Consider the following 20,764-nt stretch of genomic DNA (forward strand, 5'->3'; position numbering starts at 1 on the left):
ATGTTAAAGTGTATGTATGATATTCCTTTTCTGAGTCATTTCCTACTCAATGTAGAAATAAAACCACTAAACCATTTTTGGTTCCTGATTACTACATCCTCATATCTGCCTCGAACTTCAATGTATTCTTCTGTCAGGTAATTGCAATCGGCATGTAAGATTCCATTAAATATACCCTCCATGATTACTTGCTCACCTATTTTGAGTTCTTTCATGCAAACTGAACAATGTGGAATACCCATAGTCTCTCCCACCCTTTTAAGAAAGGATTCTTATGCTTTCCCACACTATTTCCTGTAATAAATTTCAAAAGTATTGTCTTTCCCTATATCATGTGTAACATTCCACCTTTCTGTCGGCAATTGTTAGGGAGTTAGTAGAACAATTGAGTATTTTTTTGCTTCGTATTAAAAAGGAACTTTGAAAGAAAAAACCGCCATAATCAGTCGATTTCTTTTTTTCCAATTTACGTAAAGTCCGCGGCCGCCCCTCTTCCTCCCAAGTAACGTGTCCCTTTCTTTTCAGGTTCTTCATGTACCCATGAATCGTAGAAGGCGATGCAATATTTAACTCTATACCGTGTCTGTATAACACTTAGCATAATGCTTCTACTCCTCCAAAACGCTACATATTTCTCTAGCGTACTTTCCTACTCTAATACTCATCTATGCTGCTCCATCATAAAAAATGCGCCTAGTTCTTAGTCCACTGTTTTAAAAAATATACTTATAGTTATATTTTCTAAAGAATTCATACTTTTTCTTCAAAATATAGTTGTTATTGATTATTTTTCCCCCGTCCGCTCAAAAGCATACTTTTAAATTCCGATGTAAAATAGGTAATACTAACTACAAAGGGTGATCATATATGCAGGAAGAAGTATTTTATAATGGCACTCCCTATATCGTAATTTATAAATATGATTCTGGTTTTTGGGAAATTCAAAAGAAACAAAACGGTATTCTGGATCAAATCATTTTGGTACACATGGATCAAGTAGAAAGTTAAATTTAATAAGATCTTAGCTTTTTGCTTCTTCATTTTTTGACGTAACTGCCTCATATTTTCGAGCATTCAAACACACAAAAGCCAGCAATTTGCTGGCTTTTGTGTGTTTGAATGCTTCAATTAGATAGCGAATTTTAAATAAACAATAATAAACTTAGCGCCATGACGACCATCCCGCCAATCAGCCCATAAATGGATAAATGGGCTTCGTCGTACTTTTGGGCAGCTGGGAGTAATTCGTCAAGGGAGATAAACACCATAATTCCCGCGACACCTGCAAAGATGATGCCGAACATTAAATCGTTCAGGTAAGGCATTAAGAAAAGATAGGCCACAATCGCACCGACTGGTTCGGATAATCCGGACAGGAAGGAAAGTTTAAACGCTTTTTTCTTGTCGCCAGTTGCAAAATAGATGGGTACGGATACGGCAATTCCCTCCGGAATATTATGGATGGCAATCGCTACAGCAATGGCAATGCCAAGGGCGGGATCCTGTAAAGCTGAAGTGAAAGTAGCAATTCCTTCAGGGAAGTTATGGATACCGATGGCTAGGGCTGTGAACGTCCCCATCTTTAATAAATCAGCCTCTTTGCCTCCATTTCCCGCCTTCTTCATATCCTCTACTTTCTTAAGTTCATGAGGGTTCCCTTGCTTAGGAATGAATTTGTCAATCATCGCAATTACAAGCATCCCGCCAAAAAAACCGGCAACCGTTAGCCAGTTTCCTACTACATCTCCTTTGGCAGCAGTAAGTGCGTCCTTTGCCTTAACAAAGATCTCAATCATGGATACATAGATCATGACACCCGCAGAAAACCCTAAGGAGATGGACAGGAATTTTGTATTTGTCCTCGATGTAAAAGACGCCAGAATGCTTCCAATTCCCGTGGCAAGACCTGCAAATAAAGTTAATCCAAATGCCAATAACAGATTTTCATCCAAAATATCTCTCCTCCTCTATAAACGTGAAACGTAAAATTTCATTTATCAGCTCTAATTACACATTATGCCCAACTCAATAAATGTTTCCTATGAGAAACATTTTACACCTAAGCAAACTAATTCACAATGTATTAGTTTCAGCTTAAGGCGATTCTATCCTGTGTGGTAAAAACACTTGATTTCATTATAATGTCCATATCGTTTTGATAATTTTCCTATTAAACAGTAAGGAAGAAATATTGGACATCTTTTTTACTACTTTCTCAAAGGCTCTGTTAAACGATAATGTTGTTTTTGGGAAGGGAATCTGCGAGACTCCTGCGGAAAAACGGGCTGGCAAGACCCCGCAGCGAGGTACGAGTGAGGAGGCTTGACAGTTCGTCCGCGGAAAGCGAGTAGATTCCATGACCATTTGAAAATCAACAATGGAATTTAACAGAGCCTTCTCAAAAAAAATACACCCACTTTTCAGTTAGGTGCAGCTTTCCTCATTTTTGTTTTTTGAACGTCTTCATTCCCCCAAACTTCATGGAGGGCGTCTCTAAATAACTGATCTAACGACTGGGTAGGATCTTCTAACTGTATATCTAATGATTTCGCATATTGTGTTAAATGTTCGATTTCCGTTTCTACAAATTGATTAATGCTATCTATCCTCGGTTCAAAATCTAACTCATCCCCCCTTTTCTTTCGCTCCAATAATTCTTGAATTTCTTTTTTTAATAAACCGTCCGGGACAATCTCCTCTAACAGAGATTGAAATTCCAACGGCGGGATCGTGTTAAATTTTTTGATCCATTTACATGCAAGAATTGGGCGAAGCACATAGAAATATTTTTTGATCTTTACTTGTTCATTTTGCAGATAGTCACGATAATTCCCCTTCGCCATATTCAAATAATGGTGAAGGCAAGCTGCTGGTTTATACACCTTATCGCTAAGCTGCTTCATTTCTTTAATAACGGAGAAGGCCTGATAATAGACAATTCCTGAATGGAGCCATTCCAACAGTGGAGGATTGGATTTTCTATACAGCCTCAATGCCTTTGTTAATTCCCAGCCATTTATATCTAACAAATCATTGATGGGCAGTTCAATGACATCTCTTTTTTGATCGATTGATAAATACCAATCCCTTAGATGGATGTAAATGAAGCGAACGTCATAATCACTATCCTTTGACGGGAATCCCCAGGCACGGCTTCCTGACTCGCATGCGTAGAGAACCTTAACATGATAAGTATTTTCAATCTTTTTCAATTCTTCCATGATCTTTACTTTCATACATATCTCTCCTATGCTTGTAAGGTCTTCTTCCGGCCCAGCCATTTCATTCATTGTAATGCAAATAGCCCCTGGACACCAATAGTGTCCAGGGGCTGAAATTCCGTTTTGTTGCCAAAACAGGGACTTAATTTATTCCCAAATCAATACATCGTCATATACTGCTCGCGCTCCCATGGATGTACTTGCGTGCGGAACATATCCCACTCAATCTCTTTCGCTTCGATAAAGTGTTCCAGCAAGTGGTCTCCAAGAGCAGAACAGATGACTTCGTTTGATTGTAAAACATCAAGGGCTGCGGCTAATGTTGCCGGAAGATCGCTGATACCTGCTTCTTCTCTTTCTTGTTTGTCCATCACATAGATGTTGCGGTCAATTGGTTTTGGCGGAGTCATTTTGTTCTTGATTCCATCCAGACCTGCTTTTAACAATACCGCAATTGCAAGGTACGGGTTAGCTGCAGGGTCCACGCTGCGGACTTCAACACGGGTGCTCACACCGCGGGAAGCCGGGATACGGATCAACGGGCTGCGGTTTTTAGCAGACCACGCTACGTAACATGGTGCTTCATAGCCAGGAACCAGGCGCTTGTAAGAATTCACAGTCGGATTCGTTACTGCTGTGAAAGCACGTGCATGTTTGATCGTACCTGCAATAAACTGCTCTGCTGTTTCACTAAGCTCTAATGTCCCATTGTTATCATAAAATGCATTCTCACTTCCTTTGAAAAGGGAAACGTTACAGTGCATTCCAGATCCGTTCACACCGAACAAAGGCTTTGGCATGAATGTTGCGTGCAAACCATGTTTGCGGGCAATTGTTTTAACGACTAGTTTGAAAGTCTGGATATTGTCACACGCAGTGACAGCATCTGCATACTTAAAATCAATTTCGTGCTGGCCCGGAGCAACCTCATGGTGGGAAGCTTCGATTTCAAAGCCCATTTCCTCAAGTTCAAGCACGATGTCGCGACGGCAGTTTTCGCCAAGGTCAGTCGGCGCAAGGTCGAAGTATCCGCCTCTATCATTTAACTCTAATGTCGGCTCTCCTTTTTCATCAAGCTTGAATAAGAAGAATTCAGGTTCTGGCCCAAGATTGAAGCTTGTAAAGCCTAGTTCCTTCGCTTCAGCCAGGATACGCTTAAGATTTGCGCGTGGGTCTCCTTCAAACGCAGTTCCGTCTGTGTTGTAGATATCACAGATTAATCGCGCCACTTTCCCCTTTTCAGATGTCCACGGGAAGATGACCCATGTATTTAAGTCAGGATATAAATACATATCAGACTCTTCAATTCGAACGAAGCCTTCAATTGAAGATCCGTCGAACATCATTTTGTTATCAAGTGCTTTTTCAAGCTGACTTACTGGGATTTCAACGTTTTTGATTGTGCCTAGGATGTCTGTGAATTGAAGGCGAATATATTTAACGTTTTCCTCCTTAGCCAAACGGGTAATGTCTTCACGAGTGTACTTTGCCATAGTGGATAATTCCTCCCCAAATTAGTTAAGTATATATTTGTTGAAGCTTACTAATGAAAGAAACGAGACATATCTCCTTGACGGAGCGATGCGCGGTTTTTACCGCCGTGCAAAAGTTCATTCCTTAGTAGCTTTCGCAGCTCGACATCACTTAAATCAGGTTTTTCTAGTTTTTTTTCAAAATTCTCAGAGACTGGTTCGAGCGATTCTTGTTTTACGGAGAAAAGCTTCTTAATCCCTGCAAGATTGACTCTTTGCTCGATCAGATCTTTAATTTCTAGGAGCCGGTCGATATCGTTTAATGAAAAAAGACGGCGGTTCCCTTCTGTTCGTTCAGGAGTTATCAATTGATGCTCTTCATAATATCGAATCTGGCGAGCTGTCAAATCTGTCAGCTGCATCACGATTCCGATTGAGAAAAGAGGCATCGAACGACGAATATTGTTGCCGCTCATCCGCAACGTCCTCCTTTTATTTTCTTATCCTGTTTTAACTATATCTCATGTTATGTTTGTTGTCAAATTAACGTTAGGTTTTATAACATAAATATTTTTAAATAAATGAGACAACTAGTTTCCTAGCTGTTTTATCTACATTTAGAATGTAATTAATTTTTTATCAATTAACGAATTCACCGCTGTAAGCACCGCTATTTTCACATGCGAATAGGTTAGCCCCCCTTGGACATATGCCACGTATGGAGCTCGCGTCGGTCCATCTGCCGTAAGTTCGATGCTCGCCCCTTGAATGAATGTCCCCGCCGCCATGATGACATCATCTTCGTAGCCCGGCATATAGCTAGGATACGGGGTAACATGGGAATTGACTGGAGAGGCGAACTGAACCGCCTGGCAGAAAGCGACCATCTTATCACGGTCATCAAATTGCACGGACTGAATCAAATCGGTTCTTTCGGCATACCACTTTGGATAGGTGTTCATCCCTAGTTTTTCGAGAAGCGCTGAAGTAAAGATGGCACCCTTCAAAGCTTGTCCGACGACATGGGGAGCAAGGAAAAAACCCTGATACATTTCCTGGAGGCTGTATAGGGAAGCACCCGCTTCTGCGCCAATTCCAGGTGAGGTCAATCTGAACGAGCATGCTTCGACATATTCTTTCTTCCCGACGATATAGCCGCCTGTCTTGGCCAGACCCCCGCCTGGATTTTTAATAAGCGACCCGGCTATTAAATCGGCCCCGACATGGCATGGTTCCAGCGTTTCAACGAATTCCCCATAACAATTGTCTACGAATACAACAATTTTGGGATTAATCTCCTTTACAAAAGCAATCATTTCCTTGATTTCAACAATCGTAAAGGATGGTCTTGTTGCATAGCCTTTAGAGCGCTGAATCCCGATCATTTTCGTTTTTGGTGTGATTGCTTTTTCCACAGCCTTATAATCTACTTTTCCTTCGTCAGTGAGTAACACGGTTCCGTATCCGATCTGGAATTCCTTTAACGAGCCGACCCCACTTCCGCGGATCCCGACAATTTCCTCAAGCGTATCATAGGGTTTGCCGGTTATGTATAAAAGCTCATCGCCCGGGCGCAAAATCCCGAACAGCGCGATGGAAATCGCATGCGTCCCCGAAATGATTTGCGGCCTGACAAGCCCCGCTTCCCCGCCGAGTACATCAGCATAGATCATCTCGAGCGTATCTCTGCCGATATCGTCGTATCCGTACCCAGTTGTTGGGATAAAATGAGAGTCGCTCACTTTATAGTTCTGGAAGCTCTGCAATACCCGGTATTGATTAGCTTCGATTCTCTCATCTATTTCTTTATGTAACGGTGCAATCATATCCTCGACGGAACTGGCGAGAACCTTTAATTGATCTCCGTTCGTTAAATTCTCGTACATCTTGTTTCTCCTTTTAATTGGTATATTTCTCTAGCTGTCCGGTTAAATGATGGTCAATTAAGGAAAAGCCCTTGCACTCATACTGTTCCTTTTCTTCGTCAAAGGATAATGAGCGCAAAATGGTTTCATTTTTCAGCTGGGACAGGAGCCTTCCTTCATTAGCGGGAAGGAAAACATGGTAAGCCTGCATTTCACTGATGACATTCTCTTCGACTTGCGCCAGAACCGCTTCAAGATCGTTTTCCTCAAAGGCACTGATCAACATTGATTTCTCGCTTGAGGCAGGCATGAAGTCTACGTGCTTCAAATCCTTCTTATTATATAACGTAAGCTGTGGAATGTGGGTCACGTCAAGGTCTGAAAGCAGTTCGCGAACCGTCCTTTCATGATTAAAATAATCGGGACTTGAAGAATCAACGACGTGAAGCAGGAGATCCGCTTCCCTTACCTCTTCAAGAGTGGACCTGAATGCCGCGATCAGTGTCGTAGGCAGGTCCTGGATGAATCCAACCGTATCCGTCAACAGGACGGTAAAACCGCTCGGAAGGATCGATTTTTTTGTCATTGGATCAAGGGTCGCAAACAGCAGGTTTTCTTCAAATGTTGCCGCCTCTGTCAAACGATTGAACAAGGTCGATTTCCCAGCATTCGTATAGCCTACGAGAGCTACCTGGAAGGTTTTGTTGCGTTTTCTTCTATCGCGATACCTTTCCCGGTGCTTGACTACAACATTCAGCTGATTCTTGAAATCATCAATCCGGCGGCGAATATGGCGTCTGTCGCTCTCAAGCTTCGTTTCCCCCGGCCCCCTAGTTCCGATTCCCGCTCCCAGTCTAGAGAGAGCGGTACCCTGCCCCATTAACCGCGGCAGTAAATACTGCAACTGGGCTAGTTCCACCTGAAGCTTTCCTTCCTTTGACTGGGCGCGCTGGGCAAAAATATCGAGAATAAGCTGGGTCCTGTCAATCACCCTCGCGTTGAAATGCTGGGAAAGATTCCGAATTTGACTTGGAGATAGTTCATCATTGAAGATTAGTAAATCAGGTTCGAGTTCCTCTTCAAGATTTTTCAGCTCTTCGACTTTTCCTTTTCCGATATATGTAGAGGGATGAACCCGGTCCCTTTTCTGGGTAACTGTAATCAATACTTCTCCATTTGCTGTTTTTGTAAGCGACGCAAGCTCATCCAATGAGTATTCATAGCGCAGGTCATCATCTGATGTTTGGCAGCCGACCAAAATGACGCTTTCTTTTTCCTTATGTTCCAAAAAACGCACCATCCTTTAGAGTTCTCTATCACACATGATACCAAATAAGGAGCGGTTTCCAAAATGATTCCTGTCTTGTTTTCCACATAAACTCCGACTAAAAGAAAAAGAGTTGAATCTTTTAGTAAACATGCTAGAATCAAATTTGGCTTGATAACTTTATTATATTACAACGGGGTATGGACAATGACGTGGGAAGTACTAACGATTATTGGTACAATTGCCTTCGCTGTCAGCGGAGCGATCGTCGCCATGGAAGAGGAATATGATATATTAGGAGTTTATATTTTGGGAATCGTTACGGCATTTGGCGGAGGAGCCTTACGGAATTTGCTGATTGGCGTACCTGTTTCAGCTCTTTGGAATCAGGGTCTTTACTTTACGATTGCCCTTTTATCGATTACGGCCGTGTTTCTTTTTCCAAATAATTTGCTTAGACATTGGAAGATATGGGGAAACTTTTCAGATGCGATCGGCCTTACGGCTTTTGCAATTCAGGGGTCTTTATATGCAATGAGCATGGAGCTGCCACTCAGCGCTGTCATCGTGGCGGCTGTTCTGACAGGAAGCGGAGGCGGCATTATCCGCGACTTGCTTGCTGGGAGAAAGCCGCTCGTTTTTAAGGAAGAAATCTATGCGGTCTGGGCGATATTGTGCGGACTTGCCGTCGGTATGGAAATAGCCACGGATGCCTGGCAGCTATATGCTTTGTTCATTCTCATTACAGCGATGCGCATCCTATCCTACACATATAAATGGAAGCTTCCACACAAACAGCTTAAAATCAACCATTAGAAAAAACGGCCAAAAGCCGTTTTTTCTTAACCTATATCTTGTCGGGCAAACGTCAAGATAGCTTCACGATCAAAACCAAGTACCCAGTTTCCATTCACATTGATTTGGGGCACTCCCATTTGACCGGTTTCCTGAATGAGCCGTTCGGCTGCCCCGTAATCCTCCTGAACGTTGACTTCCTCATAATCCAACCCTTGTTCTTCAAGAAAGTTTTTCGCCTGAACGCAATAAGGACATGTGTTGGTTGTATAAACGGTAATCTGATTGTCTTCCATTTTTAAACCTCCTTGGACAGCAATTTTTAGTCTTCTTCAAAAACTAAATCCTGGCTTCTTAGAGTGATCAAGTCGTTTCTTTCATAAGCATCTTCAATCAATAGCCTCATCGCCTGGGAGCGAATCGATTTTTCGATGATATTGCGGATATAGCGGCCATTCGAAAAGGACAAAGGCCCGATCACATTTTTCAGAAACGTGAGGTGATCCCTTAGCTTTCTCTCGGCATCCCTACTCATGACATACTCCCGTTCATCAAGCATCATTCCGGCAATCTCGAGGAGCTGGTCAATCGAGTAATCGGGAAAATCCACGACAATAGGAAAACGCGAGTATAATCCCGGATTAAGGGTCAGGAAGTGTTCCATCTCCCGGGAATAACCGGCTAATATCAGGATAAATTCGTGCTGTCTGTCCTCCATATGCTTAACGAGAGTATCGATGGCTTCTTTTCCAAAATCTTTCTCGCCTCCCCTGCCAAGGGAGTAAGCTTCGTCAATGAATAGAATTCCGCCGATTGCCTTTTTAATTAAATCGCGCGTTTTCTGTGCGGTGTGGCCGATATATTCCCCGACTAAATCCGCTCTTTCGGCTTCGATCAAATGCCCTTTAGAGAGAACATTCATCTTGAGAAATAGCTTACCTATGAGTCTTGCTACTGTTGTTTTACCCGTGCCCGGGTTTCCTTTAAACATCATATGCAAAGCTTGCCTGCCTGCCTTGAGGCCCTGGTCTTCACGCTTTTTGTTAATGTAGATCCACGCGTATATTTCTTTTATCATCCGTTTCATTTCTTCCATGCCGACAAGGGTTCCTAATTCCTCTTCGATTTCCTTTAAGGCGATGTGCTGGAGAGGAATTTCTTTCTCTTGAATTTCCCTTGGAAGATCTTTTTTGATAGTTCTGCTTTTTTGTCCGTGTAAAACCACATTAATTTGTCCGTTATTTTTCATACGGATCGGCTGTTCCAAAGCATCCACCTCTCCATTCAAAACAATCTGCTCTGTTTATAAGCCTGTATGGAGGCTATAGATTGACTACATAACTAGACATAAATTTTAAACTTCACGCAATTTTCTGACAAATATTTCATTATTTCTACAAAGGAAACCTTTGTGTTGTCATATCCTGCGCTTTCCCAAGAAATAATTCCTAAGTTTATGTATATTCAAAAAAGCCGGAAGTCAGTATACTTTGTTGAAAAAAGTATGGTGTGAAAAATTTGTATACTTACGGGATGATCTCTGGTTATATATTGGAAAGTGAATGTATGAAACTATTTGGAGGGATTCCATATTGTAAGGGCAGATAGAGAGGTTGCTTTCGGCAGTATTTTAACCTGCACTACCTGCAGAAGCGATGAAAAAAACAAATCTTCATTTAAAAAAACAGGCATGGCTTACTGAACTGCACCCCAATTGTTAGTTGTGTCTAACAATTGGGGTGCAGTTCATACTCATGCCTGTTTTTCGTCTTATTCTTTTGCCTCAAAATCAATTTGAACATTTCGCTGCGGCGCGAATGTAGAAATGGCGTGTTTGAAGACTAACTGCTGCTTCCCTTCTGTTTCAAAAAGAACCGTAAAGTTGTCAAAACCTTTAATCTGTCCCCTTATTTGAAAGCCGTTTAATAAAAACACGGTGACATACGTCCCATCTTTTCTTAATTGGTTTAAAAATTGATCTTGAATATTTACGGATTGCTTCATTCTAAATCCTCCTCTAATCTCTCTATTTGTTATTTATTCGCTTTTACCCAAGAGCTTTCCTGCAATAAAAACGGATATTTCCTCAAGTTTTTTTGGAAAATTTCCAACCTCTGTCATATCGAACCACGTAACGTCCATTTTATTGCGGAACCAGGTAAGCTGACGTTTTGCATACCTGCGTGAATTTTGCTTTAAGGAGTCCAGTGCCTCTTCCATGGTTTTCTTGCCATCAAAATAGTCATAAAGCTCTTTGTAGCCGATCGCCTGTATCGATTGACAGTTCCTTAATCCCTTATCGTAAAATGAACGGACTTCCTCAACCAGACCAAGCGAGGTCATCATCTCAACCCGCTGATTGATTCTTTCGTATAACTTCTCCCGTTCCATTGTCAGCCCGATTAACGCGGTATTATATTTCAATTCTGTTGGCTGCTCTGCCAGCTGCTCACTCATGGTTGCACCTGTGCAATGATGGATTTCAAGGGCACGGATGACACGTCGGACATTGTTAGGATGTATCCGCTCCGCACTTTCCGGATCAATGGACATCAGCTTTGCGTAAACAGGCGCTATTCCTTCTTCCTTAACCTGTCTTTCAAGCTTTTCCCTGTAGCCAGGGTCTGATGGCGCTTCAGAAAAGTGGTAATCATAAATGACAGATTGGATGTACAAACCGGTTCCACCGACGATGACGGGAAGTTTTCCTCTATTATGTATGTCCCGAATGATTGCATCCGCTTTTTCTTGAAATTCAGCGGCATTGAAGGGTTCATCTGGTTCCTTAATATCAATCAGATAATGAGGGATGCCTTCTTTTTCGGCTTCCGTAATCTTTGCGGTACCTATATCCATCTCCTTGTATACTTGCATGGAATCCCCGCTGATAATCTCACCATTGAACCTTTTTGCAAGCTCGATGCTCAGCTTGGTTTTCCCAACAGCTGTAGGGCCAATAATCACCAAAAGATTCGCCTTATTTATATTCAATACGTTCACTGCCTTATTTCTTTTTTTCCTATCTTACCATAATTTTCTCTAAAGCAGCTAAACTCTACTCATTATAAACAAAACCGAATCGTTTTATTCACCTGCTATTGGAAATAACTTTCACATACACACCCTTGGAAGATTTCTTCGAAGCTTCCTCGCCCATCATCTTAATCTTTCTTGATAGCGAAGATGATTTTACGAGCTTGCTTTCACACAATACGGAAGGATCTATAAGTCGAAGTTTGTTTTTGCGATGCAGATCATATTGATCGCTATCTTCCATAACCTTCACGTTTTCATGAATGGACTTGAGGATACTTTGGATTTGTTGATTATTGGATGTACTCAGCATGGATAATACCTCTTCATCAGTACCAAGCAGGTCGTCTTGAGTGATCATGCAATTCTCCAAAGCAAGTTTTAATGCTTTTGACAACTGATCATATCCATAAATATTTAGAGGATGCATGAAGAAATCGATCACTTCTTTATAATAAATTTCTGTAAACCATTCGGCAGCTTCGATCGTAGTTGGGTACATTTTCCCTTCGACTACATGTAAATGGCTTAAAAATTCATGGGCTTCATCAAGCGTAATTTTTCCATAATGATACATGTCTCGCAGTGTATAATCCACTCGATCCGTACATAATTCCGGTGCCGGCTGCTCCAGTAATGTCCACTGATCATCTTTGAAAAGGATTTCTTCATAATCGTACCCATGCTTATTCAGAATGCCGGGAATTTCAGATTTTCTCAGAAAGGAATGTACTATTTTTTCATGGTAGTCTTCTTCTTTATTATCAAAAACGAAGTCAACAACATGTGAAAAGGCAGTGTGCGATACGTCATGAAGCAATCCCGCAATCTGTTCCTCAAGGGAGCCCCCAAGTTTTTTTATTAATAGCATCACACCAATTGAGTGCTCATACCGTGTAACGCTCCATTTCGGATTAACTAAGAAACTTGCCCCTCCTTGATGTATTCCTTTCAATCTTTGAACTGACTGACTATTTACTAACTCTTCCAGTATTCCCTCAACTTGATGTTCTCCGTAAATCGGGTCTAGTAGAAACAAGGTGATTACCTCCAATGATAATGCTTTAGAAAAAGGACTATTTCCAAATTCTTCAGCTTAATCTTTTTCTCTCTAAATATGGTTATGATAAAATGGTATCGCATTATAGACTAAAAATCTATTAGGTGACTAAAACTCATATTTCCCAGATAGTAAAAAGCCTAAAATACTCGCTATACCGAGGTGTTTTAGGCTTCTTTACATCCATTATTCTAAGCTGATGATAAGTTTGAAAGATCGGATAGAGATTCTTTTTCGTCCATATTTCAATTATCAACTAGATAGTCTATACTTTTTATAGCTTTATATTTTGTTACTATTAACCATTGTGCTAGTAGTTTTTATCTTTGGAGGTATTCGCTGCTTTTATTCCGATTTTAACTATGTTATTTGCGTTAGCTCCCTTAGTATTTTCAGTTTGGTTTGCACTAAGGTTCCTGAAAATCCAAACTGAACAGAATGCCATCCTTAAAAAAATATCTGATAAAATGGATACGAAGAATAATCATGCTTCTTAGATTTTTTGAACGAAAGAGTTCTCCTCAACTCTTACTTTTATTGTTTAAACATAGTGGCAATCCCTATTAGCTACATAATCAAAAATCGAGGAATATTTAATCTAAAAGGTGGAAGAGCACATGGGCAGTTTCAATATTGGAGATATCATTTTTCAAATCATTTGTTTCATTGTATTGATTGGAATTGTTATTGCTATTTTCTTATTTATAAAATATCTAATTAAGAGAAAGCCCGATCATTCGGTACGAATCGAACAAAAACTTGATAGGGTCATAGACTTACTTGAGAAAGATAAAAAACACTAACATTAATACTGTTTTTAATAAGGGATTTTTGTATACGTTGTTGTTTTTGAGTGATAAAAATAGCGTACTAAATAAAGTACACAAAAATACCACTTTTCCCGTGTCCAATTTTTAGACTAATTCATTTATTTTCGAGTTTTCGGTTTTATAATCAACTTTGGCATATTTATTATCAAGTTTTCGGTTTTATTATCAACTTTGGCACATATATTATCAACTTAGCTCATATATCGATTTCTCGACAATATCTCTTATAATTCGACACACACAACCACATTTCTATTAGTAAAATGATTATAGAACATTGTTTATTTCCATTTAATGAAACCTATCACTCATTAAGAACGTATCAATATTAGGATTTCCATTTTTCAACTAACGAAGGCTCTTAGGGTATGCTAAATTACAAAAAAATCCAAAAGGGTGATGATTTTGAAAAAGTACTTCGTATTTATTATTAGTTTTATATTGCTCTATACGGTATTTCAAATACTTTCAGGTGCCATTATAACTGCTTTTTATACTCCAGATCTATATACAATAACGGGTAATCTTAGTCAAGAAGTAGTGTTAGGTGAGACTTCTTCAATACCATTACTTGTATCATTGCTTATTGCTACAACTGCCTATTTTCTCGCTCAAAAAGTATTTAAAACTGCAAAATAGTAAGTAGCTTTAGTTGAACAAGAAATTAAACAAAAGGACTTCAATTTGAAGTCCTTTTGTTTATAAATGATCTATCAACATTATTATTAAAAAGAGCCCATTCTAAGCTCTCCACTTACATCACCCGCTTAAACATCTTTTCCATTTCATAAATCGAGTAGGAAATGATGATCGGACGGCCGTGCGGGCAGGTGAAGGGGTCGGTTGTTTGCCGTAGCTTATCAAGCAGGGCCTGGATTTCATCGTTTCGCAAATGGTGGTTGGCTTTGATTGAGCCCTTGCAGCTCATGAGGATGGCAGCTTCTTCCCGGAGCTTCTTGATATCAACCTTTTTCATCGACAGAAGCTGTTCAATCATTTCCTCCATGACCTCCTGCTCGATGCCTTTCGGGAACCATTGCGGATGGGCCCTAACGATATAGGAATTGAGGCCAAACTCCTCGAGGTAGACTCCGACCTTCTCCAGCTCTTCTTTATATTCGTTGATTCTGATGCATTCATCTGTTGAATATTCAAGCGTGATCGGAACGAGCATTTCCTGGAGTTCGTTTTCCACCCGGCCCACTTTTTCAGAGAAGTATTCGTATTTGATTCGCTCCTGTGCCGCATGCTGATCAATGATATACAACCCTTTTTCGTTCTGCGCAAAAATATACGTTCCATGCATTTGGCCGATTGGATACATGGGCGGTACTCTTGTCGTGACATGACCGGAAACCGGAGTCTCTGCATGAACCGTACTAAAAGCGAACGGGTCCTCCTGTTTCACTACTGGTACAGTGATCGATGGTTGGAAATTCTGATTTTCCTTATCAGGTATGTCCGTATCCCTGCTACTATTGATCACTTGGGAATGTTCCAAATCCTGAACCTGAGGCTCCCTAACCAAATTCTCGATGAACCAGGAAGCTTGTTGTTCAGCGTCTGCCCGAACAGTACTCTCTTCCCTGACGACATGATCGAGTTCAAAGGATGCCTGTTCCGTCCTGGCTTGTTCTTTTCGGACAGCTCCCGCTCCGCTTGGAATCAGTTCACGCGTCTTAAACGAAGTTTTAATGGCCTCTGTGACAAGCTGGGTCAGTTCCTGCTCCTTGCTTATCCGCACTTCCAATTTAGACGGATGGACATTCACATCCACCAGGATCGGATCCATTTCGATGGAAAGCAAAGCAATCGGAAATCGTCCAATCGGAAGAAGTGTGTGATATCCATCTAAAATCGAATTAGTCAAAGCAAAATTTTTGATAAATCGTCCGTTAATCATCGTTGACATATAATTGCGTGATGTTCTTGTGATTTCGGGCAAAGCAATAAATCCTTTGACCGTATAATCAAGCGAGCTTCCCTCGACCGGCACCATTTTCTTCGCGATGTTGATTCCATAGATCGCGGCGAGCACTTGGCGTACATCGCCGTTTCCGTTCGTATGAAGCAGCTTTCTTTCATTATGCGTTAGCCTGAAGGATACCTCCGGGTGAGCAAGGGCAAGCCGATTAACCAAATCGGTGATTTTTCCAAGTTCCGTATGAATCGTTTTCATATATTTCAGCCGGGCCGGTGTATTGAAAAATAAATCCGATACAGTGATATCTGTCCCCTTGCGGCTTGAAGCCGGTTCGTGCTCTTTGATTCTACCGCCTTCAAGCTCAATCCTCGTCCCAGCATCTCCGGTGCTCGTTTTGAGCTCGAACCGCGAAACGGAAGCTATACTTGGCAACGCTTCTCCCCGAAATCCAAGGGTACGGATTCTGAATAAATCATTTTCGTCTTTAATCTTGCTCGTCGCATGCCGCAGAAAAGCCGTTTCGACATCTTCGGGCATGATTCCGTCGCCATTATCGATGATGCGGATTTTGGTCAGTCCGGCCTCCTCAATTTCAATTTCTACAATGGAGCTGTTGGCATCGATGGCATTTTCAACAAGCTCCTTTACAACCGAGGCTGGTCGTTCAACCACTTCTCCGGCTGCTATTTTATTGGATAATGCTTCATCAAGCTGAACAATTTTCCCCACGGTCTGTCGCCTCGCTTTACTTGCTTATTTCAACTTTTTTTGCAGTTTATATAAAAGATTCAGTGCATCAAGCGGTGTCAGCTCAAGCACCTCTAACCCCTTTAACTCATCGAGCACTTTTTTCTCTTTCGATGCAGGCGCTCTTCTATCAGGATTGGCGGTTTCTCCAAAGAATGACAGTTGGGAGTCGCTTGCTGCTGCAGCCGTCTCCACATTCTGGTGTAATGACTTCTGTTCTGTATATTCGGTTTGAGCCAATGGACTGGTTGAATCTGCATTTACAGTGACTCTATCCTTCTCTAGCTCAGTTAAAATGGCATTCGCCCGGTTGATTAACGACGTTGGCAATTCTGCAAGCTGGGCAACATGGATGCCGTAACTCTTATCGGCGGAGCCTTCCTTGATTTTATGAAGAAAAACGACGTTCCCGTTTTGCTCAACGGCACTGACATGGACATTTTGCAAGCAGGCGAGCTCATCCGCTAAAACAGTCAGCTCATGATAGTGAGTCGAGAAAAGTGTTTTAGCACCGATTTTTTCATGGATATGCTCGATGATCGCCTGAGCCAAAGCCATACCATCATAAGTGGAAGTCCCGCGTCCGATTTCATCGAACAGAATTAGGCTGTTTTCCGTGGCATTCACGATGGCGTTCTTTGCTTCGAGCATTTCGACCATGAACGTACTTTGGCCGGAAATTAAATCGTCCGCGGCCCCGATTCTTGTGAACACTTTATCGAAAATAGGCAGAACGGCTTCGCTTGCCGAAACAAAACAGCCAATTTGAGCGAGAATAGAAGTGAGTGCAATTTGGCGCATATAGGTGCTTTTTCCTGACATATTCGGACCGGTAATAAGCAGCATTTCCCGTTCGCTATCCATATCGCAATCATTCGGAACGTATTCCTGCGTTTGCAGCACTTTTTCGACAACCGGATGGCGCCCATCCTTTAAAACGATTTTTCGTTCATTAGAAAAGAGCGGTTTTACATAATGCCGCTCCTCACTGATGGTCGCAAAGCATTGCAGCACATCAAGCTCACTGACTGCCTTTGCGAGAGCTTGCAGTCGTGGAATGTGCGACTTCACCTGTTCACGGAGTTCCTGGAACAAATCATATTCAAGGCCGATGCTTTTTTCTTCTGCCTGGAGGATGAGTGCTTCTTTCTCCTTTAATTCAGGCGTGATGTAGCGTTCGGCGTTTGTGAGCGTCTGTTTCCGCTCGTATCTGCCCTCTTCAAGGAGGTGGAGATTCGCCCTTGTCACTTCGATATAATAGCCAAACACGCGGTTGTAGCCGATTTTCAATGACTTGATCCCTGTTCTGTCCCGCTCCTGGCGTTCCAGTTGGGCGATCCACGTTTTTCCGTTGCGGCTGGCATCCCGGTATGTATCCAGGTCGGGATGGTAACCATCTTGAATGATGTTCCCTTCTTTGACAGAAAGCGGCGGGTTTTCAATTAATGACTGTTCCAGCAAGTCAGTTACATCCATGCATGGATCGAGCTTTTCGGCTAATGCAGCCACATCCAAGGATGAGACGATCTCCCGAATTGTGGGAATTTGTTGCAGCGATCGTTTCAGTTGGATTAAATCCCGGGCATTCACATTTCCGAATGCGACCCGGCCTGCAAGCCTCTCTAAATCATATACCTCTTTCAAGCGTTCCCGAAGGTCCTGGCGCTCGAAATAATGGTTTTTCAATGTCTCGACAAGCAACTGTCTTTTTTCAATCGTTTTTTTATCAATCAGCGGCCTTTCGATCCACTGTTTTAATAGCCTTCCGCCCATCGCTGTTTTGGTTTCATCAAGCAACCAAAGCAGGGAACCTTTTTTTCCCTTTGAACGGATCGTTTCCGTCAGCTCGAGATTACGCTTGGAATAATAATCGATTTTCATATAGGAGTTTGTTTCATAAGGTTGAGCGGGTTGCAGGTGATCCAGGCTGCGTTTTTGCGTCCTGAACAGATAATGCAGCAGCTTGGAGACAGCGGCACGTTGCTTTTGCTCCTGCAACAATTTGAGCACAGATTCAAACTGCACATCTGCATCCACTGAATCTTCATAGGAAAGTGCAGCGACTCCCCGTTCCTTCATTTTCTGCTGCCAATCAGCAGGAAAGTCTTGAGCGATCACGACCTCTTTCGCCCCAAGAATGGAAAGCTCATTGTACAGGTCATCAAAGCTTCCCTCAAGGATGGTGACCTTGTTTTCGCCTGTTGATAAATCATTATAGGCAAGACCGAATGTTCCATCCGCAAAATCGGTAAGCGAGGCGATGAAATTATTCTCCTTTTCATCCAAGCCTTTGCCTTCCATCTTGGTACCTGGGGTAATCAGTTGGACCACCTCGCGCCGCACGACTCCTACTGCTTGTTTCGGATCCTCCGTCTGTTCACAAATCGCTACTTTATACCCTTTTTCTATTAAAGTATCAATATAGCCTGCTGCGGCATGATAGGGAATCCCGCACATCGGTATCCGTTCTTCACTGCCGCCTTCCCGGCTGGTCAGGGTAATTTCAAGCTCCTGTGAAGCATTTAAAGCATCCTCGAAGAACATTTCATAAAAATCGCCTAAACGAAAAAATAAAAAGGCATCCTGATACTCTGCCTTGATTTTTAAGTATTGTTGTATCATTGGTGTATATGCAGCCATAGTTTCCAAAACCTTTCTTGCAAAAATAAAATCTATGTAATTGGTATCCATTATAACATATTCAGAAGTATAGTTTCATGCCTGTTACTGCCCTTACCTTGGTGAAAGTAAAGTGCGGAACAAAATAATAAAGCCGGATGAAGACGGGTCTCATCCGGTGATTAAAAACATATTCGAGTCCATTCATTACCCGGTCCGGAGTTTAGGCTGCTCTCCAAATCGAAGCTAAGGTACTGTAAGCTTCTCACTCGTCTTCAAAATCAACAAGGAAATCTGGATTCAAATCTTCGAATTCATCATCCGAGTCGAGATCCCAGTCATCGTCATCGCATCCATCCGGATTAATGGCGACGCAAATCTTCGTTTCACCGACCACTTCTACAAAGAACTCTCTTTCCACATGTACCATGATTTTTTGGCCACATGGCGAGATGCTGGCTTCAATACAGTTCGGCTGTTGGACTGCTTTTGCGACGATATCTTCATCATCCTCGCAGTCTGGATCGCGGTACTTCAATGAAACAACATCTGAATATTGAACTTTTTCACATACAAGTTCAGTTTTTGTATTTTGTTGGGAAGAATACCAGACGTTAATCTCGAATGTCCCGCGGATTTCCACTTTCTTGCCGACTTTTTTTGCTTCGTACTTGTGGTTGATGATCCAGCAACCTAGAATGCTCGAAGGACGATGAGCCGGGCTAATGGTGTTTTGGGACTTTGTATATTTTCGTCCTTTCGCAACCACCGCTTTTGTAATTATCTCTCTGTACTGTGACATGCTAGCGAACCCTCCTCATACAGTTTCCATTCATCCTATGCGGGTTAAAAGTCTAGTGTGCGAATATTTTTATGTGAACGAAACTGAATTTGAATATCGTACTCTGCATTATTTTATGCTGACATTCCGGGATATGTGTCATGATTATGGGTTTGGTGCATGGAGTCTGATGATGGTCGAGTCGTAACCAAAGAAGGGAAACGCACATAATTTATAGTGTTTATTAAAATAAGGAGAGCTGCTATGTACCATTCCTATCCTAATGATCAGTCCTATCCGGCCTATCCTGGCTATAGCCGGGGCTGGGTCCAGGGCCCCCAACTATACCGATCTGAATATGCTCCAATCGATATTACATTGTTTTCCAGTTCTGTCCACACATTTCAATCATTAATGCAACAGAGCCGGATATTATTAGAAAGGCTGCGAGATCCTGCTTTCGAAAAACAGTTGATGGGGTTTGCGCAACAAGGTAAACAAAGCGAAGTCGATCGCTTAATCCGAGCAATCGGTCTACAAATCCCGGTTAAAACGACCTTTACTCCTTCAGAAATCAGCTTTTCACTAAGAGATCCAGTTTCGGAATGTTGCATTCTGACATTTGCGATCAGGTGGGGGAATTAGAAAAGCTGCCTGTCACTGTTAACTTAACAGGACAGGCAGCTTTTCTATTGTACATATCCTTAATGGGGCTCCCGGGTGATTAATGACTTCCCCGGCCAGCGCGGACTTTTGATCCTGATTCGCCGCTCAGCAAATTGCCGTCCGTCGCTTCAACAATCATGTCGGTTACTTTATTGGAAACTTGGGAAGCGACCATCTGCAGCAATTCGTTCACATCAACTTGAGATTGTTTGAACTCTTGAACAAGTGGAATCTCATCCAATTGTTTTTCAAGAGCATCAAGCTTTTCTTGAACCTGGTTATAAGCTTTTTCTTTTCCATAGTTTTGAAAATTCACAGCTTGTTTTTGCAAGCTCTTGATGCTGGCAATCATCTCGCGAACCTTTTGATTTTCATTGATTTGTGCCTCAGCCCGTTTAAAAAAATCAACTTCTTCTGTTTCCGCAATCATTTTTGCAAGTTCTTCCGCTTTTTCCAGGATGTTGTCTTTGGTATATTTTGTCAT

General features: G+C 41.9%; 20 protein-coding genes. 4 read left to right on the forward strand and 16 right to left on the reverse strand.

Annotation, left to right across the window (positions count from 1 at the left end; all coding sequences use genetic code 11):
- Positions 1-466: 466 nt before the first annotated feature.
- Positions 467-601, reverse strand: coding sequence for a hypothetical protein (locus LQ216_RS20375; RefSeq protein ID WP_290369266.1), 135 nt, complete (start codon positions 599-601; stop codon positions 467-469).
- 266 nt (positions 602-867) lie between these two features.
- On the opposite strand from LQ216_RS20375, the gene LQ216_RS11535 reads away from it, so the two are divergent.
- A complete protein-coding gene (locus LQ216_RS11535) occupies positions 868-1,008 on the forward strand; it encodes a hypothetical protein (RefSeq protein ID WP_230129449.1) in 141 nt (46 codons plus the stop codon).
- 134 nt (positions 1,009-1,142) lie between these two features.
- Here the strand turns inward: LQ216_RS11535 and zupT are convergent, their stop codons facing one another.
- The 6 genes from zupT to hflX all read right to left on the reverse strand — a co-directional run bounded on the left by zupT (position 1,143) and on the right by hflX (position 7,846).
- Positions 1,143-1,952, reverse strand: coding sequence for a zinc transporter ZupT (zupT, locus tag LQ216_RS11540; protein ID WP_230129450.1), 810 nt, complete (start codon positions 1,950-1,952; stop codon positions 1,143-1,145).
- A 468-nt stretch (positions 1,953-2,420) separates the two neighbouring features.
- Positions 2,421-3,236, reverse strand: a complete 816-nt coding sequence (locus tag LQ216_RS11545) for a nucleotidyltransferase domain-containing protein (RefSeq protein WP_230129451.1) — start codon at positions 3,234-3,236, stop codon at positions 2,421-2,423.
- Positions 3,237-3,379: 143 nt separating this feature from the next.
- Positions 3,380-4,714 carry a type I glutamate--ammonia ligase gene (gene glnA / locus LQ216_RS11550; protein ID WP_230129452.1) on the reverse strand — a complete coding sequence of 445 codons (1,335 nt, stop codon included), beginning with the start codon at positions 4,712-4,714 and terminating at the stop codon, positions 3,380-3,382.
- 50 nt (positions 4,715-4,764) lie between these two features.
- The gene (locus tag LQ216_RS11555; RefSeq protein ID WP_230129453.1) at positions 4,765-5,169 is read right to left on the reverse strand and encodes a MerR family transcriptional regulator; all 405 of its coding nucleotides are present in this window, start codon (positions 5,167-5,169) and stop codon (positions 4,765-4,767) included.
- A gap of 141 nt (positions 5,170-5,310) precedes the next feature.
- Positions 5,311-6,579, reverse strand: coding sequence for a methionine gamma-lyase family protein (locus LQ216_RS11560; protein WP_230129454.1), 1,269 nt, complete (start codon positions 6,577-6,579; stop codon positions 5,311-5,313).
- 13 nt (positions 6,580-6,592) lie between these two features.
- The gene (hflX, locus tag LQ216_RS11565; RefSeq protein ID WP_230129455.1) at positions 6,593-7,846 is read right to left on the reverse strand and encodes a GTPase HflX; all 1,254 of its coding nucleotides are present in this window, start codon (positions 7,844-7,846) and stop codon (positions 6,593-6,595) included.
- A gap of 186 nt (positions 7,847-8,032) precedes the next feature.
- Between hflX and LQ216_RS11570 the strand changes: the two genes are divergently transcribed.
- Entirely contained in the window at positions 8,033-8,641 is a 609-nt protein-coding gene (locus LQ216_RS11570) for a trimeric intracellular cation channel family protein (protein WP_230129456.1), read from the forward strand.
- Between the two features lie 26 nt (positions 8,642-8,667).
- Here LQ216_RS11570 and LQ216_RS11575 read toward each other — a convergent pair whose 3' ends face one another.
- From LQ216_RS11575 to LQ216_RS11595, 5 genes are all read right to left on the reverse strand, one after another.
- Positions 8,668-8,916, reverse strand: coding sequence for a glutaredoxin family protein (locus LQ216_RS11575; RefSeq protein ID WP_230129457.1), 249 nt, complete (start codon positions 8,914-8,916; stop codon positions 8,668-8,670).
- 26 nt (positions 8,917-8,942) lie between these two features.
- Entirely contained in the window at positions 8,943-9,887 is a 945-nt protein-coding gene (gene spoVK, locus LQ216_RS11580; protein ID WP_230129458.1) for a stage V sporulation protein K, read from the reverse strand.
- A gap of 503 nt (positions 9,888-10,390) precedes the next feature.
- Positions 10,391-10,624, reverse strand: coding sequence for an RNA chaperone Hfq (gene hfq / locus LQ216_RS11585; RefSeq protein WP_117305699.1), 234 nt, complete (start codon positions 10,622-10,624; stop codon positions 10,391-10,393).
- 33 nt (positions 10,625-10,657) lie between these two features.
- Positions 10,658-11,605 carry a tRNA (adenosine(37)-N6)-dimethylallyltransferase MiaA gene (gene miaA / locus LQ216_RS11590; RefSeq protein ID WP_230129589.1) on the reverse strand — a complete coding sequence of 316 codons (948 nt, stop codon included), beginning with the start codon at positions 11,603-11,605 and terminating at the stop codon, positions 10,658-10,660.
- 103 nt (positions 11,606-11,708) lie between these two features.
- A complete protein-coding gene (locus LQ216_RS11595; RefSeq protein WP_230129459.1) occupies positions 11,709-12,692 on the reverse strand; it encodes an HD domain-containing protein in 984 nt (327 codons plus the stop codon).
- Positions 12,693-13,330: 638 nt separating this feature from the next.
- Here LQ216_RS11595 and LQ216_RS11600 point away from each other — a divergent pair.
- Complete coding sequence (locus tag LQ216_RS11600) at positions 13,331-13,516, forward strand: DUF4083 family protein (protein ID WP_230129460.1); 186 nt, start codon at positions 13,331-13,333, stop codon at positions 13,514-13,516.
- Between the two features lie 781 nt (positions 13,517-14,297).
- Here LQ216_RS11600 and mutL read toward each other — a convergent pair.
- The 3 genes from mutL to cotE all read right to left on the reverse strand — a co-directional run bounded on the left by mutL (position 14,298) and on the right by cotE (position 19,635).
- Entirely contained in the window at positions 14,298-16,196 is a 1,899-nt protein-coding gene (gene mutL, locus LQ216_RS11605; protein ID WP_230129461.1) for a DNA mismatch repair endonuclease MutL, read from the reverse strand.
- A gap of 24 nt (positions 16,197-16,220) precedes the next feature.
- Positions 16,221-18,854: a DNA mismatch repair protein MutS gene (mutS, locus tag LQ216_RS11610; protein WP_230129462.1), complete on the reverse strand. Its 2,634-nt coding sequence runs from the start codon at positions 18,852-18,854 to the stop codon at positions 16,221-16,223.
- Positions 18,855-19,098: 244 nt separating this feature from the next.
- Entirely contained in the window at positions 19,099-19,635 is a 537-nt protein-coding gene (gene cotE, locus LQ216_RS11615; RefSeq protein ID WP_230129463.1) for an outer spore coat protein CotE, read from the reverse strand.
- Positions 19,636-19,878: 243 nt separating this feature from the next.
- Between cotE and LQ216_RS11620 the strand changes: the two genes are divergently transcribed.
- Positions 19,879-20,259, forward strand: a complete 381-nt coding sequence (locus LQ216_RS11620; RefSeq protein WP_230129464.1) for a hypothetical protein — start codon at positions 19,879-19,881, stop codon at positions 20,257-20,259.
- A 79-nt stretch (positions 20,260-20,338) separates the two neighbouring features.
- Here the strand turns inward: LQ216_RS11620 and LQ216_RS11625 are convergent, their stop codons facing one another.
- Positions 20,339-20,764, reverse strand: coding sequence for a RicAFT regulatory complex protein RicA family protein (locus tag LQ216_RS11625; RefSeq protein ID WP_230129465.1), 426 nt, complete (start codon positions 20,762-20,764; stop codon positions 20,339-20,341).

This window comes from Bacillus sp. CECT 9360 (assembly GCF_918741275.1).
Taxonomy (GTDB): domain Bacteria; phylum Bacillota; class Bacilli; order Bacillales; family DSM-1321; genus Peribacillus.

What these genes read in the sequence shown, in the direction of transcription:
- LQ216_RS11620 (WP_230129464.1), top strand. Translation starts at nt 19,879, where the DNA reads ATGTACCATTCCTATCCTAATGATCAGTCCTATCCGGCCTATCCTGGC.
- LQ216_RS20375 (WP_290369266.1), bottom strand. Translation starts at nt 601, where the DNA reads ATGCTAAGTGTTATACAGACACGGTATAGAGTTAAATATTGCATCGCC.
- LQ216_RS11600 (WP_230129460.1), top strand. Translation starts at nt 13,331, where the DNA reads ATGGGCAGTTTCAATATTGGAGATATCATTTTTCAAATCATTTGTTTC.
- mutS (WP_230129462.1), bottom strand. Translation starts at nt 18,854, where the DNA reads ATGGCTGCATATACACCAATGATACAACAATACTTAAAAATCAAGGCA.
- LQ216_RS11625 (WP_230129465.1), bottom strand. Translation starts at nt 20,764, where the DNA reads ATGACAAAATATACCAAAGACAACATCCTGGAAAAAGCGGAAGAACTT.
- LQ216_RS11545 (WP_230129451.1), bottom strand. Translation starts at nt 3,236, where the DNA reads ATGAAAGTAAAGATCATGGAAGAATTGAAAAAGATTGAAAATACTTAT.
- LQ216_RS11555 (WP_230129453.1), bottom strand. Translation starts at nt 5,169, where the DNA reads ATGAGCGGCAACAATATTCGTCGTTCGATGCCTCTTTTCTCAATCGGA.
- hfq (WP_117305699.1), bottom strand. Translation starts at nt 10,624, where the DNA reads ATGAAGCAATCCGTAAATATTCAAGATCAATTTTTAAACCAATTAAGA.
- LQ216_RS11570 (WP_230129456.1), top strand. Translation starts at nt 8,033, where the DNA reads ATGACGTGGGAAGTACTAACGATTATTGGTACAATTGCCTTCGCTGTC.
- LQ216_RS11575 (WP_230129457.1), bottom strand. Translation starts at nt 8,916, where the DNA reads ATGGAAGACAATCAGATTACCGTTTATACAACCAACACATGTCCTTAT.
- LQ216_RS11535 (WP_230129449.1), top strand. Translation starts at nt 868, where the DNA reads ATGCAGGAAGAAGTATTTTATAATGGCACTCCCTATATCGTAATTTAT.
- LQ216_RS11560 (WP_230129454.1), bottom strand. Translation starts at nt 6,579, where the DNA reads ATGTACGAGAATTTAACGAACGGAGATCAATTAAAGGTTCTCGCCAGT.
- cotE (WP_230129463.1), bottom strand. Translation starts at nt 19,635, where the DNA reads ATGTCACAGTACAGAGAGATAATTACAAAAGCGGTGGTTGCGAAAGGA.
- glnA (WP_230129452.1), bottom strand. Translation starts at nt 4,714, where the DNA reads ATGGCAAAGTACACTCGTGAAGACATTACCCGTTTGGCTAAGGAGGAA.